The sequence below is a fragment of the Pseudomonas sp. NFPP12 genome (assembly GCF_900103205.1).
Lineage (GTDB): Bacteria > Pseudomonadota > Gammaproteobacteria > Pseudomonadales > Pseudomonadaceae > Aquipseudomonas > Aquipseudomonas protegens.
Map to the genome: position 1 here is coordinate 136,003 of NZ_FMWW01000008.1, position 13,655 is coordinate 149,657.

Sequence of the window (13,655 nt, forward strand, 5' to 3'; positions counted from 1 at the left end):
CCTCAGAAATCGCGCTTGTAAAAGATATCCAGGGAGCTGGCGAAACCGCTCGCTGCTTCCAGATAGACCTTCTTGCTCAGCTTGTAACGCAGAGCGATGGTACTGGCCGGCTCAAAGACCCCGACGCCATAGCGCAGGCTGAGCCTTTCGGAAATGGCGCCGCTGGCCACCACGCTGGTGTTGTTGCCGCTGCCCTGGGTATCGAGCTGGAAGTCCTGAATGCCCAGGTTCTTGGCAATGCCGCCGGTCAGTTCCGAACTGCCCATCAGCCCCAGCCCGAGAGCCGCCTGGGCCAGCATGTTGTTGTCTTCACCGGTGGATGTCAGCGGGCGCCCCAGAACCAGATAGGACAGCGCCTGTTCCTGGCTCATGGCCGGCTCCGAGAAGATCTGCGTCGCCGGTTGCTCGGCGCTGCCGCTCAGGCGGATGCCGGCAATCACGTCGTCAGTCTGGCGCACGGCCTCGATGTCCAGGTAAGGCTGGTCGATGGGGCCGGCAAACAGCAGCCGCGCACGACGCACGGTCAAGCGCTGGCCGTAGGCCCGATAGCGGCCGTCGTTGAGCCACAGCTCACCGCGGGTATCCATGTTGTCACCAATGTGCACGTGCCCCTGCAGGTTGGCAGTCAGGCCGAAACCGCTGAAGGCCAGCTTGTCCTGGCCCACCTCCACATCGATGTTCATGGCCATGGCCATGGCCTTTTTGCCGTCGTCGGTCTGCTGGCCGACGATCACCGTGTCGTCGGAGACCTTGACTGTCGAGGGCGGCAATTCGCGCACGGTGATCTGGCCCTTGGGGATCAGCACCTTGCCGGCAATCGCCAGCTTTTCCTCCTGCAGCGAGATCTTCAGGTCCGGCGCCACCTCCAGCGCTGCATAGGGCTCCACCGTCACCGGCAGTTGGGTGCCCTTGAGGCTCAGGTCCACCAATAGCGCCCGGCCCCAAGCGATGTTGCCATTGAGGCTGCCCTGCCCGGCCTTGCCGCTTTTCCAGCCGCCGTTGAGCTGCACGCTCTCGCCAGCGATCTGCGCGCTCAGTTGCAGGTCTTCAAGGCTGATGGGCAACTCGGAGCCGGACACCTCGCCCCCGGACAACTGCACGTTGCCGTTGACCTGAGGCGCCAGCAGGCCGCCAGACAAACGACCGCTGCCATTGAGGCTGCCGCTGAGCTTTTCCACCATGGGCACGAACGGCCGCGCCACGGACAGATCCAGGCCACTGAGGCGGAAATCACCGGACAGCGGTTTGCTTTTCGGCAACGGATTGATCTGCGCCTGGAGCATCAGCTCACCCAGTTTGCCGCCGTCGAACTGCAACTGCGTGTCGATGCGCCGCGGGGTGAGGCGGGTATTGAGCTTCAACGCCTGATAGGGGAAATCCAGCCACTGGTCCTTTTCCTTGACCCGCAGGGTGCCACCGCTGGCGTCCAGCATGATCTGGCCCTGGGGCCCGCTGGCCGGCAAGTCCAGCTGCACATCGGCATTGAGCATGCCCTTCCAGGCGAAATCCTTGGGCAGCCACTGCGCCAGGCTGTCTAGGGGGAAACGCTTGAGGTGATAACGCAGTTTCGGGTCCGGCATCAGCCGCTGGTCTTCACCGCACAGGCTGGCATCGCCGCTGGCCCAGCAGTGGGCACCGAAGTTCAGCGTGCCGTTGGCCAGCCGCTCAAGCCGGGCCGGATTTTGCAGCTTCCAATCCTGGCCGCCAGTCTGTACATCACCGCTGGCCAGGCGCCCGCGCCAGTTGCCCTGGTCCAGGACGCCATCCAGGCCCAGGGCCAGTTTCAACAGCGGTCCTTGCAGGTCCAGTTGCAGTTTCTGTTTCTTGATGTCGCCCTGGCCGGCCAGGGTCAGGGTCCCCAACTGCGTGTCGCCCAGTTGAATCCCGCTGCCCTTGAGGTCCACCTGGGCCTTTTGCGCACCATCCAGAGTGGCGTCCAACTTGAGGTTCTGCAGGCGGTTTTCGGCAAAGGCCAGTTGCTGCCCGGCCAGGTCCAGCTTGCCCTGTGGCGCCTTGAGGGTGCCGGCCAGGTCCAGCCGACCGTTGAGCTGCCCACGCAACTCGGGCCAGAGCTGACCCAGGCGCGGCATCTTGATCTCCAGCTGGCCGGCGATCTTCTGTTGCAGGCTGCCGGAGCCGTTGATCCGGTTGTCTCCCAGGCGGATGTCCAGCGCGCCCAGGGTCCATTGCTCGCCCGCTCCGTCGGCCTTGGCCTGGAGAACCGCCGGCTGTCCGCGCAAGCGTCCCTTGAGGTCGAGGTTGGCATTGAGCTTGAGTTGCTGGTTCTTCATTTCGCCTTGGCTGCGCAGGGGGCCGGCCAGGGTTCCGGGCAGCTCCGCCACCCAGTACGCGGGGTTGATGGCCGACAGATCCAGGGCGGTATCCCAGGCAATGCCGTCGGCGAACTGCAGGTTCAGGTGGCCCTCGGCCTTGCCCTGGCCCGCCGCCAGCTTGAACTGCGGCAGATAGATTTTCGTCAGGTCGCCGCTGAACGGGCTGCTCAGGCTGAACGCGCCTGCCGGGCCGTCCAGGTCGCCCTTGAAGTTGCCCAGGTAGTTACCGTCACGGTAAGCCACTTCGGCATCAAAACTGCGGACCCGCACCGCCGGCTCGTCAATCAGCGGATACAGGCGGTGCCAGGGGAAGTCCAGCCAGGCCAGCTTGGCCTCGGCGGCGAAACCTTCGCTCCAGTCCAGTTGCCCACTGAGCTTGAGGTGTTGCTTGTCGTTGGCGCTCAGGTCCAGGGCGGCAATCTGTGCGCCCTTGGCGTCGACCTTGCCTTGCAGCAACAGGGCCACCGGGCCCTGCTCCGCCGGCAGGCTGGCCTTGCCGGCGAGCTGGTAGCCGCTTTTCAGGTCGCCCTGGCCAGTCAGCTCCAGCTGATCCAGTTGCAGGGTGTCCGGCAGATCGGCGCTGGCCTTGAACCCATCGGCAGTGATGCGCACCTGGGCCGGCAGGTTCTCCACCAGGGGCTGCACCTGGCCGCTCAATTGCCCTTGCAGGTAGCCACTGCTGTCGGCATTGAGCCGCAGAGTCTTGAGCAGGTCGCCTTCAACCTTCAACGCCAGGGACCAGGGGCCACCACCGGGAGCGGGCAAGCCGAGGTTGCCCTGGGCGGTCAGGGGCCAGTCGCCACTGGGTTGCAGCAGCCCGGAAAGGTCCAGACTCAGTTCATCGCGCTTTAGGTGCAAAGAGTCGATCTGCAGGCCTTGGGCAGTCCAGTGCGCCGCCAGTTGCAGAGTCTTGAGTTCTTCACTGCCATTGAACAGCAGGCTGCCCACACGCACTTGCCCCAACTCGATGGCCAACGGCAGCTTCAATTCCGGCAGGCTGATGGGCTCCGAACTGGTTTCGGTTTCGCCGCTCGGAGGGAACAGCAGGCTGACCTGATCGGCTTCCAACTGCTCGATGCACAGGGTCATGCGCAGCAGGCAGCCGGGCGACCAGGTGAACTGCACGGCGTTGAGCTCGACCCGGTTGCCCTCCTGTTGCCAGAGCAAATGATCGGCGCTCCAGTGCCCGCCAAGGCGGCCCTCGAAATTGTCCAGGGTCAGCCCCGGCACTCGCGCCAGGGCCCAGCGGCTGCCAGCCTGGGTTCCGAGTACGCTGGCCACGGCCAGAATGATCAGGATCACCAGCGCAACAATTGCCAGCAGCGTTATCTTCAAACCACGCTTCAAAGCTCTGGCCCCATGGAAAAGTGCAAGCGGATGCCGCCGTCGTCATTCATCGCGTGGGCCAGGTCGACCCGGATCGGTCCCACTGGCGAAACCCAGCGTACGCCGACGCCCACCCCGGTCTTGAGGTTAGGCAGTTCCAGCTTGTTGAAAGAGTTGCCCTGGTCGACAAAGGTCGCGATCCGCCATTTCTCGGCGATCGAATACTGGTACTCGACGCTACCGGCCACCATGTAGCGGCCGCCAATGCGATCACCTTCGGAGTTTTCCGGTGACAGGGTCTGATAGTCGTAGCCCCGAACGCTCTGGTCGCCACCGGCAAAGAAGCGCAAGGATGGCGGAATCGACTTGTAGCCATTGGTGGCACTGCCACCGAACTGCACTCGCCCGAGAAAGCGGTGGTTGTCCCAGACCGTGGTCAGTCCCTTCAGCAGCACCGTGCCATACAGCAGGTTGGTGTCGGAACCGACCCCTTCCTTGGCCAGCTTGGTGTCGAACTGAATGCGATAGCCGTTATGCGGGTCGATGCGATTGTCGCTGCGCAGGTAGGAATAAGTCAGGCCAGGCATCAGCAGATTACTCAGGCCCGAGTCGTCCCCGAGGCGATATTCCTCTCGCTGATACTTCAGCGACAGCACCCGCTGCCAGCCGCTGGGCAACTTGCTGTGCCACTCGGGACCGATGGTGAGCAACTTACTCAGGGTATCGGTGCCAGCAATCTCTTCATTCTGGTAACCACCGGCGAACCGCAGCTTGTCGGTCAGAGGCGGGTCCAGGGGAATGTCGTACCACAGGCCGACGTTCTGCCGCGGAGCAGAAACTTCTGCCTCCCAGCCGTAACTGTGGCCCTGGGGGTTGACCCAGTGCCGGGTCCAGTTGGCCTTGACCCGCGGCCCCACGTCGGTGGAATAGCCGAGGCCGAGGCCCATGGTCCGGGGCTTGCGGGTTTCCAGCTGGACCGCCACCGGAATCACCTCGTGCTCGGCGGCAGTAGGCGCGGCGTCCACCCGCACGCCCTCGAAGTAGCCGCTCGACTGCAGGGCCTGGTTGAGTTCGGCAATCAGTTCGGAGTCGTAGGGCGCACCGGCCTTGAACGGCACCATGCGCCGCAACAGGTCTTCATCGAACAGGGAGTCACCGCTAAAGCTGACCTTGCCCAGCGCGTAGCGCGGGCCGCTGTCATAGACCAGGTCGATGTCCGCGACACCTGCCTGGGGGTCCACCGACAGTTTCTGCTGGGTAAAGCGCCCGCTGAAAAAGCCATAGCGCGAAGCCTGGTTCTGGATCAGGCGCTTGGCGTCTTCGTAATGGCCATGATTGAGCACGGCACCAGGCTTGAGCTGGTCGCCGTCGGGAAGGCGAAACGACTTGAGGGAGGCCGCCGGGCCTTCGACCCGGACTGTCACGTTGCGCAGGTGCACCGGTTCGCCGGGGTCGATCCGCAACGTCAGGCGCGGTTTGTCACCGCCACGCACCTCACTCTGGATATGCGGTTGGTAGTAGCCCAGGGCCTGGGCGGCTTTCTTCGCCTGCTCCTCGGCGCCCCGGCTGAACCGCAGCAAGGCTTCTTCATCGCGATCGCCGACACTGCCAATGTAACCCTCCACATTGGCCTTCAACTCGTCATTGGCGGGCTTGACCCTGACATCCAATTCGCTCTGCGCCAGCGCCGCACAGCTTGTGAACAACAGCAAAAAGCCGCTGGTAAATCTTCCTGGAAACTTCATAGGCGCGGATGCTATCACGAGCTTGGGAGGGCGATAGAGCGCTCAGGTGCACGGAAAGTTCTATATCAGGCTGTTGCTCTTTGTAAGTGCTGCGGGTTGGGGTGAAAAAATACATGCTCACGCACCGGCCCCACCGCAATCTCACCGACCTCTTCATAGCCCTGACGCTTGTAGAACTCCAGGTAACGCGGATTGCCGGTGTCCAGCACCACACCCTGGGAATGTTCGTCCACGGCGCACCAGTTGTGCACCGCCGCCAGCAATTGCTCACCGAAATGCTGGCCCTGAAACTGCGGATGTACCCCCAGCAGCGGCAGCACATGCACCGCATCATTGGGCAGGCAGGCCTGCACCGCCTGGTGATACTCCAGATAGCGCTGGGTGCAGCGAAACCCGGTGCTGAGCACCATGCGCAGGCGCCATGCCCAACTTTCGGTGATGCCCAGGCGCCGTTGCGGCGGCGCGATCAGGGCGATACCGATCAGCCGGTCATTGACCAGCAGGCCGATGGCCGGCAGGTCCTGAAGAAAATGCTGCTTCACCAATTCGCGCACTGTGGCTCGTACCCGCTGTTCGTAGCCGGGGCGATCGGCTTCGAAAATGAAGCCGAAGGTCGGCTCATGGCGGTAGGCCTGGTACAGCAGCGACCGCGCTTCGCGGGAATAGCCGCTGTCGAGCTGGTGAATATCGGCGATGACATTGGAGGAATCAGGCATGACGGTCACTCTCCCCTGGACCCGGCTCAAATGGCCGCGTTCTTGTTAGTACGAGCCCTGCGCGCCGCTGATCGTTCCCGCGCCCCTGGGACATTAGCAGCGCATCCGCCACGCCGCCACGCTGGCCGGCCCGGGCGTTGTCAGCTAGCATCGCTGTTTTGCCAGGACCGCCGACCATGAAAATCGTCTCGTTCAATATCAACGGGCTGCGTGCCCGCCCCCATCAGCTGGCGGCGCTGATCGACAAACACCAGCCGGACGTGATCGGCCTGCAGGAAACCAAGGTCGCCGACGAACAGTTCCCCCTTGCCGACATCCAGGCCCTGGGCTACCACGTGCATTACCACGGCCAGAAAGGCCATTACGGCGTAGCCCTGCTCTCGCGCCAGGCACCATTGGCCCTGCATAAAGGCTTTGAAGGTGACGACGAGGACGCCCAGCGGCGCTTTATCTGGGGCACCTTCGCCGATGCCAACGGCACCCCGGTGACCATCATGAACGGCTACTTCCCCCAGGGCGAAAGCCGCGACCATCCCACCAAATTCCCGGCCAAAGAGCGCTTCTACCAGGATCTGCAGCACCTGCTGGAAAGCCGTTTCAGCAATGACCAGCCCCTGGTGGTGATGGGCGATGTGAACATTTCCCCGGAAGATTGCGACATTGGCATCGGCGCCGAGAACGCCAAGCGCTGGCTGAAGACCGGCAAGTGCAGCTTCCTGCCGGAAGAACGCGAGTGGATGGCCCGCCTGAAGAACTGGGGCCTGGTGGACAGCTTTCGTCACCTGAACCCCGAGGTGAACGACCGCTTCAGCTGGTTCGACTACCGCAGCCGCGGCTTCGAGGATGAACCCAAACGCGGCCTGCGCATCGACCTGATCATGGCTTCCCAGGGGTTGTTGCCACGGGTCAAGGACGCTGGGGTCGACTATGAACTGCGGGGCATGGAAAAACCTTCGGACCATGCGCCGATCTGGCTCGAACTGGGCTGATCGACAGGCACAAAAAAGCCCATCTGCCGATGGGCTTTTTTTTGCGGTTACAGCTGTATGTGCTCGACCCGCTCCGTGGTACCGGCACTGGCGATAGCGCTGATGGCGCTCTCGAGGGTGGCTTCCGAATCGTACAAGTGGCTGACCAGAATCACTTCCTTACCGGACTTGAGCTTGAAAAAAGGTTTGCCGCCCGACGAAATTTTCTTGACGTAGCGTTCCGGGGAAGCGCAGTGTGCGCGGAACAGGCCGAGAGCCGCCTCGGCACTGTCCCGGCAAGGGTAGCGGTCGCTTTGAAGCATGGTCTGCGCCTCCTTTGTCTTCAGCAAGAATCTGCATGCACCACTGCCATACTGCTTCAGCTCGAACCAGGCACTCATTTGTAACTCCTTTGCATACTACGAAATAGCAGCTCAACACTGCCGAGGCATCCGCGGGGGATGACGCGTTGGCAGTCGCCCCAATCCCCGCCAGACAAAGTTGCCCACTCTACGCGCCGTTCCGAGGTTGGTCTTTAGGACAAATCTCAAAAAATCTAGAGAAAACAGCTATTTATGATGTAGGACTTTCGCCATTTCTCTGCAAATAGCCCCGTCCGTCACATCCCTGTCACCTCCCTGACTTAATGTCCCCAGCACTTACCTCCTCCCTCTATATAGAAGGCCAGTGCCGCCATGCCCCGCGCTTCCACCGTCAGCGAACGAGATATCTGGTGCCGGACCATCAGCCTGTTTCTGATCGGTTTCGTTTGCTACGCCCTGCCCTGGTCGGTATTCGCCGCCCTGCCCTCAGCCCCGGACAATGCGCCCGTCCTGCGCATCCAAGGCTCCAATACCATCGGCGCCCGGCTCGGGCCGGCCCTGGTCAGGGGCCTGATGGAAGAACAGGGCCTGCGCGATATCAGGATCACCGCCAGTGGCAAAGACAATGAACAACAGGTGGTGGGGCAAACCGCCCAGGGCCGAGCGGTGCGGGTGGAAGTGGCCGCCCACGGTTCGAGTACCGGCTTTGCCGCTCTGAAAACCGCCCGGGCCGACCTGGCCGCCGCTTCACGGCCTATCAAGGACAGCGAGCTGGTGGACCTTGAAAGTCTGGGGGACCTGAAAAGCCCCAGCGCCGAACAGGTGATCGCCATCGACGGGCTGGCAATCATCCTGCATCCGCACAACCCGCTGAACCAACTGGACACCGAGCAACTGGCCCGGCTGTTCAGCGGCGAAGCCAGGACCTGGGAAGAACTGGGTGGCATTGGCGGCGCGGTACATCTCTACGCCCGGGATGACCAGTCCGGCACCTACGACACCTTCAAGGAACTGGTACTCAGCCGTCGCGGCAAGGCCCTGGGCCCCGGCGCAAAACGTTTTGAATCCAGCGAGCAGTTGTCCGACGCAGTCAGCCATGACCCCCAGGGCATAGGCTTCATCGGCCTGCCCTATGTACGCCAGGCCAAGGCGGTGGCCATTGTCGACGGCGACTCACAGCCGATGCTGCCGCTCAACAGCCTGATCGCCACCGAGGATTACCCGCTGTCACGGCGCCTGTATCTGTACCTGCCGCCCAATGGGCAGAACCCCTGGGCCGATGCCCTGGTGAGATTTGCCCAGGGCAGCAAGGGCCAGGCCATCGTCGCCGCCAACGGCTTTATCGCCCAGACCGTGCAGGCCATGCGTGTCGCTCCCAGCCCGCAGATGCCGGAGGCTTATCAGGCGCTCACCCGCCAGGCGCAGCGCCTGACGGTCAACTTTCGTTTTGAGGAGGGCAGCGCCAGCCTGGACAACAAGGCCCGCCAGGACCTCAATCGGGTACTGGATTACCTGCGCCAGCACGGCAAGATGAACCGCCAGGTAACCCTGGCCGGCTTCGGTGACGCCAAGAACGATCCGGCCCGCGCGGCCCTGCTGTCCAAGCTGCGGGCCATGGCGGTACGCCGGGAACTGGTGAAGAGCGGCGTGGTGTTTCGCGAGATTCGCGGCTTTGGCGGCGAGCTGCCGGTAGCGGCCAACAGTGCCGACGAAGGGCGGATCAAGAACCGCCGCGTGGAGGTCTGGGTGTACTGAACTCACAGCGGCCGGCCTTGCGACAGGCCGGCCGCATCGCCCTCAATGCCCGCTGCGCATCAGCTCCTTGGGTACATACTTGCCGATTTCATACTTGCCGATCGCCGCGCGGTGCACCTCATCCGGGCCGTCGGCCAGGCGCAAGGTGCGCTGCATCGCATACATATAGGCCAGCGGGAAGTCGTTGGAGACCCCGGCCCCGCCGTGAATCTGGATCGCCCGGTCGATCACCCGCAGGGCCACGTTCGGCGCCACGACCTTGATCTGGGCAATCTCGCTCTTGGCCACCTTGTTGCCCACGGTGTCCATCATGTACGCGGCCTTCAGCGTCAGCAGCCGGGCCATGTCGATCTCCATCCGCGAATCGGCGATCTTGTCGATGTTGCCCCCCAGGCGCGCCAGCGGCTTGCCAAAGGCAGTGCGGTTCACCGAACGCTTGCACATCAGTTCCAGCGCCCGCTCCGCCATGCCGATGGAACGCATGCAGTGGTGGATCCGGCCCGGGCCAAGGCGGCCCTGGGCAATCTCGAAACCACGGCCCTCACCCAGCAGCACGTTCTCGTAGGGCACCCGGACGTTGTCGAACAGCACTTCGGCGTGGCCATGGGGTGCGTCGTCGTAGCCGAACACCGGCAACGGGCGAACAATCTTCACCCCGGGGGTATCCACCGGCACCAGGATCATCGAGTGCTGTTGATGGCGCGGCGCATCCGGGTTGCTCAGGCCCATGAAGATCAGGATCTTGCAGCGTGGGTCGCAGGCGCCCGAGGTCCACCATTTCTTGCCGTTGATCAGCCACTGGTCGCCGTCGCGTACCGCACGGGCCGCCATGTTGGTGGCATCGGAGGACGCCACGTCCGGCTCGGTCATGGCGAACGCGGAGCGGATCTCGCCACGCAGCAATGGCTCCAGCCAGCGCTGTTTCTGCTCTTCGTTGGCGTAGCGCACCAGCACTTCCATGTTTCCGGTATCCGGTGCCGAGCAGTTGAAGGGTTCCGGGCCCAACAACGACCGCCCCATGATTTCCGCCAGCGGCGCGTACTCAAGGTTGGTCAGGCCTGCCCCCAACTCCGACTCAGGCAGAAACAAATTCCATAGCCCGGCCTCCTTGGCCTTGAGTTTCAGCTCTTCCATGATGGCGGTCGGCTGCCAGCGATCGCCTTCGGCAACCTGACGCTCGAAGACCGCTTCAGCCGGATAAACATAGGCATCCATGAACGCGGTGACACGCTCACGCAGTTCCTGAACCTTGGGGGAATAGGCGAATTCCATGGGCAGCTCTACCTTTGTGACGATCGGGTGTTGGAGGACTGAAATCGATGCTAGATCAGCTACGAAAATTTACCTAGCCTATTCTCGGCATGTATTAACATTCATCACCGATATATGATCGGCTGATCCGACAGGCTTCCGAGCCCTCCCACAGGCCCTAACAATAAGAGTGCAGCGCAATGAATCTGAGCAAGGTCGATCTCAACCTCTTCATCGTTTTCGATGCGATCTACACCGAAGCCAACCTGACCCGCGCAGGGCAGATCGTCGGCATCACCCAACCGGCGGTATCCAACGCCCTGGCACGCCTGCGCGAGACCTTCAACGACCCGCTCTTCGTGCGTACCGCCCAGGGCATGGTGCCCACGCCCATGGCGCAGAACATCATCGGGCCGGTGCGCAATGCCCTGTCGCTGCTGCGGGTTTCGGTCCAGGAAAGTCGCATTTTCAACCCCCTGCAAGCGGTCAAGACCTACCGCATCAGCATGACCGACCTCACTGAAGCGGTGATCCTGCCACCGCTGTTCCAGCGCCTGCGGCGCCTGGCGCCGACGGTGATCATCGAAAGTTTTCTCTCCAAGCGCCGGGAAACCACCAAGGAGCTGGCAGCCGGGCGCCTGGACTTTGCCGTCGACGCACCGCTCAATACCGACCCCCAGGTGCGTCACGTCAAGCTGATGGAAGACCGCTATGTGTGCGCCATGCGCAAGGGTCACCCGCTGGCGGGCAAGGAAAAATTCAGCCTGGACGATTACCTGTCCCTGACCCACATCCATATCTCCAGCCGCCGCAGCGGCCTCGGGCATGTCGACCTGGCCCTGGGCAAGATGGGTATCCAGCGCAAGATCGCCCTGCGCTCCCAGCATTACCTGATGGCTTCCCAGGTGCTGCAGCAGACCGACATGGTGATGACCGTACCGGAGCGCTTTGCCCGTCGCCATGAACTGCACGCGTTCAACCTGCCAGTCAATGATGTTCCGCCGGTGGAAACCCACCTGTACTGGCACGAGAGCACCGACCAGGATCCGGCCAACCGCTGGATGCGCGAGCAGATGATCGAACTCTGCCAGCAGGTCACGGCCTACGAAAAGAAGCTCGACCAGCAGACCGCCTGAGCCCTTTCGCCGGCAAGCCCTCACTGCAGGAGCCGGCTTGCCGGCGAACGGGATCGGCTCGGACTGCTTGACGTATACGTCAACCTGCCTTTAGCTTAGCGCCAAGCCCCCTCTTGAGCGCCTCCATGAGCAGCCAGACCTACAGCATTTCCGACCTCGCCCGCGAGCTCGACATCACCACCCGGGCCATCCGCTTCTATGAAGAGCAGGGCCTGCTGGCTCCCGAACGCCGTGGCCAGGAGCGCATCTATTCGCCCCGGGACAAGGTCAGCCTGAAACTTATCCTGCGGGGCAAGCGCATCGGCTTTTCCCTGGCCGAGTGCCGCGAACTGATCGAGCTCTACGACCCGAGCAGCGGCAACCTGAAGCAGCTGCACAGCATGCTGGCGAAAATCGCCGAGCGTCGCGAACAGCTCGAACAGCAATTGCTCGACATCGAACAGATGAAGCTGGAACTGGACACCGCCGAAGAGCGCTGCACCCAGGCGCTGGAACAGACCATCCTGAACCAGAAAAGCACCGCCCGATAATCATCGGCACACCTGCGCCCGGGCGCCGGTATCCGCCACTCCCTATAAGAAGGTGAACCTCTATGTCACTCCCCAGCCATGTACGCCTGATCGAAGTCGGCCCCCGCGACGGCCTGCAGAACGAAGCCCAGCCCATCAGCGTCGAAGACAAGGTGCAATTGGTGGATGCCCTCACCGCCGCCGGCCTGGGCTACATAGAAGTCGGCAGTTTCGTGTCTCCCAAATGGGTGCCGCAGATGGCCGGTTCAGCCGAGGTCTTCGCCCGTATCCAGCGCAAGCCCGGGGTTGTCTATGGCGCACTGGCGCCCAACCTGCGGGGTTTCGAAGATGCCCTGGCGGCTGGGGTCAAGGAAGTGGCGGTGTTCGCCGCGGCCTCGCAAGCCTTCTCCCAGCGCAACATCAACTGCTCCATCAGCGAAAGCCTGGAACGCTTCGTGCCGATCATGGACGCCGCCAAGCAGCACGGCATCAGCGTGCGCGGTTACGTGTCGTGCGTGCTGGGCTGCCCTTATGAAGGTGAAGTGGCCCCGGAACAGGTGGCCATGGTCGCCCGCGAGCTGCATGACATGGGCTGTTACGAGGTCTCTCTGGGCGACACCATCGGTACCGGCACCGCCGGTGCCACCCGGCGCATGTTCGAGGTGGTGGGCGCCCAGGTACCACGGGAAAAACTCGCCGGGCACTTCCACGACACCTACGGACAGGCCCTGGCCAATGTCTACGCCAGCCTGCTGGAAGGCATCGCGGTGTTCGACAGCTCCATCGCCGGCCTCGGCGGCTGCCCCTATGCCAAGGGCGCCAGCGGAAACGTCGCCACCGAAGACGTGCTCTACCTGCTCGATGGCCTGGGCATCCATACCGGTATCGACATGGACCGCCTGATCGACGCCGGCCGGCAGATCTGCAACGTGCTGGGGCGCCCCTCCGGCTCCCGCGTGGCCAAGGCGCGTAACGCCAGCTGAGGCATTGTGCGGCCGGGTGTTACCGGCCACTCCGATCTGGGGCGGGAACGAGTAACACGGAAACAGTTTGTCGAATTTGTTGCGGTACAGATTGTCCTACAAAATTATCAAGTCATTGATTTTAAAGGACTTTAAAAAGTTGGCACGGCTTCTGCTATCTCTATGGCATAACAAGAATAAAAAGCAGCAAACCTAATAAAAATAAGACGTAACGACTCTGAGATAACAAAAACAACACGGCAGAGACGCAGCTAACAGATTTTTTTGGAGAGGATGCACTGTGCAGGAGGGCTTGCAAGAGCCACCCGCAACCGGTCAGAGAACAATAAAACTACCCTGAGGTAGCTCCCGAACTGGTTGGATCGCCCTGGCGACACATTGAATCAGCGCTCAAAAAAATACGTTTGCTCTTGATCCCGGATGGGGATCGCCAAAAACAGCAGTAAAGGGCAACGGTTGCCAAAAACAACAATAGACCGCCCCTCAATAATAAAAAAAGAGCACGCAACGACAAAATTAAAGGGGAGCTTCGGCTCCCCTTTGTGCTTTCTGCGATCCCTCTTTGCTGCCCATAAAGCGTGCACCGGCGCCGATGCACGCTCCATCCGGG

General features: G+C 62.3%; 11 protein-coding genes. 5 read left to right on the forward strand and 6 right to left on the reverse strand.

Annotated features, from left to right (window positions below; genetic code table 11):
* Positions 1-2 precede the first annotated feature (2 nt).
* The 3 genes from BLS75_RS29930 to BLS75_RS29940 all read right to left on the reverse strand — a co-directional run bounded on the left by BLS75_RS29930 (position 3) and on the right by BLS75_RS29940 (position 6,120).
* Complete coding sequence (locus tag BLS75_RS29930; protein ID WP_072452712.1) at positions 3-3,680, reverse strand: translocation/assembly module TamB domain-containing protein; 3,678 nt, start codon at positions 3,678-3,680, stop codon at positions 3-5.
* Positions 3,677-5,404, reverse strand: a complete 1,728-nt coding sequence (locus BLS75_RS29935) for an autotransporter assembly complex protein TamA (RefSeq protein WP_015636311.1) — start codon at positions 5,402-5,404, stop codon at positions 3,677-3,679. The genes BLS75_RS29930 and BLS75_RS29935 overlap by 4 nt, the downstream gene beginning before the upstream one ends.
* A 65-nt stretch (positions 5,405-5,469) precedes the next feature.
* Entirely contained in the window at positions 5,470-6,120 is a 651-nt protein-coding gene (locus tag BLS75_RS29940) for a GNAT family N-acetyltransferase (RefSeq protein ID WP_072452710.1), read from the reverse strand.
* A 176-nt stretch (positions 6,121-6,296) separates the two neighbouring features.
* On the opposite strand from BLS75_RS29940, the gene xthA reads away from it, so the two are divergent.
* Positions 6,297-7,109, forward strand: a complete 813-nt coding sequence (gene xthA, locus BLS75_RS29945; RefSeq protein WP_011062215.1) for an exodeoxyribonuclease III — start codon at positions 6,297-6,299, stop codon at positions 7,107-7,109.
* A gap of 47 nt (positions 7,110-7,156) precedes the next feature.
* On the opposite strand, the gene BLS75_RS29950 is transcribed toward xthA, so the two are convergent.
* Positions 7,157-7,489 (reverse strand): DUF1508 domain-containing protein, encoded by a 333-nt coding sequence (locus tag BLS75_RS29950; RefSeq protein ID WP_011062216.1) that lies wholly within the window; start codon positions 7,487-7,489, stop codon positions 7,157-7,159.
* A 294-nt stretch (positions 7,490-7,783) separates the two neighbouring features.
* On the opposite strand from BLS75_RS29950, the gene BLS75_RS29955 reads away from it, so the two are divergent.
* The gene (locus tag BLS75_RS29955; protein WP_072452708.1) at positions 7,784-9,166 is read left to right on the forward strand and encodes a substrate-binding domain-containing protein; all 1,383 of its coding nucleotides are present in this window, start codon (positions 7,784-7,786) and stop codon (positions 9,164-9,166) included.
* 42 nt (positions 9,167-9,208) lie between these two features.
* Here the strand turns inward: BLS75_RS29955 and BLS75_RS29960 are convergent, their stop codons facing one another.
* Positions 9,209-10,438 carry an acyl-CoA dehydrogenase gene (locus BLS75_RS29960; protein WP_011062218.1) on the reverse strand — a complete coding sequence of 410 codons (1,230 nt, stop codon included), beginning with the start codon at positions 10,436-10,438 and terminating at the stop codon, positions 9,209-9,211.
* Positions 10,439-10,617: 179 nt separating this feature from the next.
* On the opposite strand from BLS75_RS29960, the gene BLS75_RS29965 reads away from it, so the two are divergent.
* From BLS75_RS29965 to BLS75_RS29975, 3 genes are all read left to right on the forward strand, one after another.
* Positions 10,618-11,553, forward strand: coding sequence for a LysR family transcriptional regulator (locus BLS75_RS29965; RefSeq protein ID WP_072452706.1), 936 nt, complete (start codon positions 10,618-10,620; stop codon positions 11,551-11,553).
* A gap of 125 nt (positions 11,554-11,678) precedes the next feature.
* Positions 11,679-12,083, forward strand: a complete 405-nt coding sequence (locus BLS75_RS29970; RefSeq protein WP_011062220.1) for a MerR family transcriptional regulator — start codon at positions 11,679-11,681, stop codon at positions 12,081-12,083.
* A 62-nt stretch (positions 12,084-12,145) separates the two neighbouring features.
* Positions 12,146-13,045, forward strand: coding sequence for a hydroxymethylglutaryl-CoA lyase (locus BLS75_RS29975; protein WP_041119081.1), 900 nt, complete (start codon positions 12,146-12,148; stop codon positions 13,043-13,045).
* 383 nt (positions 13,046-13,428) lie between these two features.
* Here BLS75_RS29975 and BLS75_RS32280 read toward each other — a convergent pair whose 3' ends face one another.
* Positions 13,429-13,650 (reverse strand): hypothetical protein, encoded by a 222-nt coding sequence (locus BLS75_RS32280; protein ID WP_125062762.1) that lies wholly within the window; start codon positions 13,648-13,650, stop codon positions 13,429-13,431.
* Positions 13,651-13,655 lie beyond the last annotated feature (5 nt).

Coding starts and splice junctions, on each gene's coding strand:
- BLS75_RS29970 (WP_011062220.1), top strand. CDS start 11,679: ATGAGCAGCCAGACCTACAGCATTTCCGACCTCGCCCGCGAGCTCGAC.
- BLS75_RS29965 (WP_072452706.1), top strand. CDS start 10,618: ATGAATCTGAGCAAGGTCGATCTCAACCTCTTCATCGTTTTCGATGCG.
- BLS75_RS29940 (WP_072452710.1), bottom strand. CDS start 6,120: ATGCCTGATTCCTCCAATGTCATCGCCGATATTCACCAGCTCGACAGC.
- BLS75_RS29960 (WP_011062218.1), bottom strand. CDS start 10,438: ATGGAATTCGCCTATTCCCCCAAGGTTCAGGAACTGCGTGAGCGTGTC.
- BLS75_RS29955 (WP_072452708.1), top strand. CDS start 7,784: ATGCCCCGCGCTTCCACCGTCAGCGAACGAGATATCTGGTGCCGGACC.
- xthA (WP_011062215.1), top strand. CDS start 6,297: ATGAAAATCGTCTCGTTCAATATCAACGGGCTGCGTGCCCGCCCCCAT.
- BLS75_RS29935 (WP_015636311.1), bottom strand. CDS start 5,404: ATGAAGTTTCCAGGAAGATTTACCAGCGGCTTTTTGCTGTTGTTCACA.
- BLS75_RS32280 (WP_125062762.1), bottom strand. CDS start 13,650: ATGGAGCGTGCATCGGCGCCGGTGCACGCTTTATGGGCAGCAAAGAGG.
- BLS75_RS29950 (WP_011062216.1), bottom strand. CDS start 7,489: ATGAGTGCCTGGTTCGAGCTGAAGCAGTATGGCAGTGGTGCATGCAGA.
- BLS75_RS29975 (WP_041119081.1), top strand. CDS start 12,146: ATGTCACTCCCCAGCCATGTACGCCTGATCGAAGTCGGCCCCCGCGAC.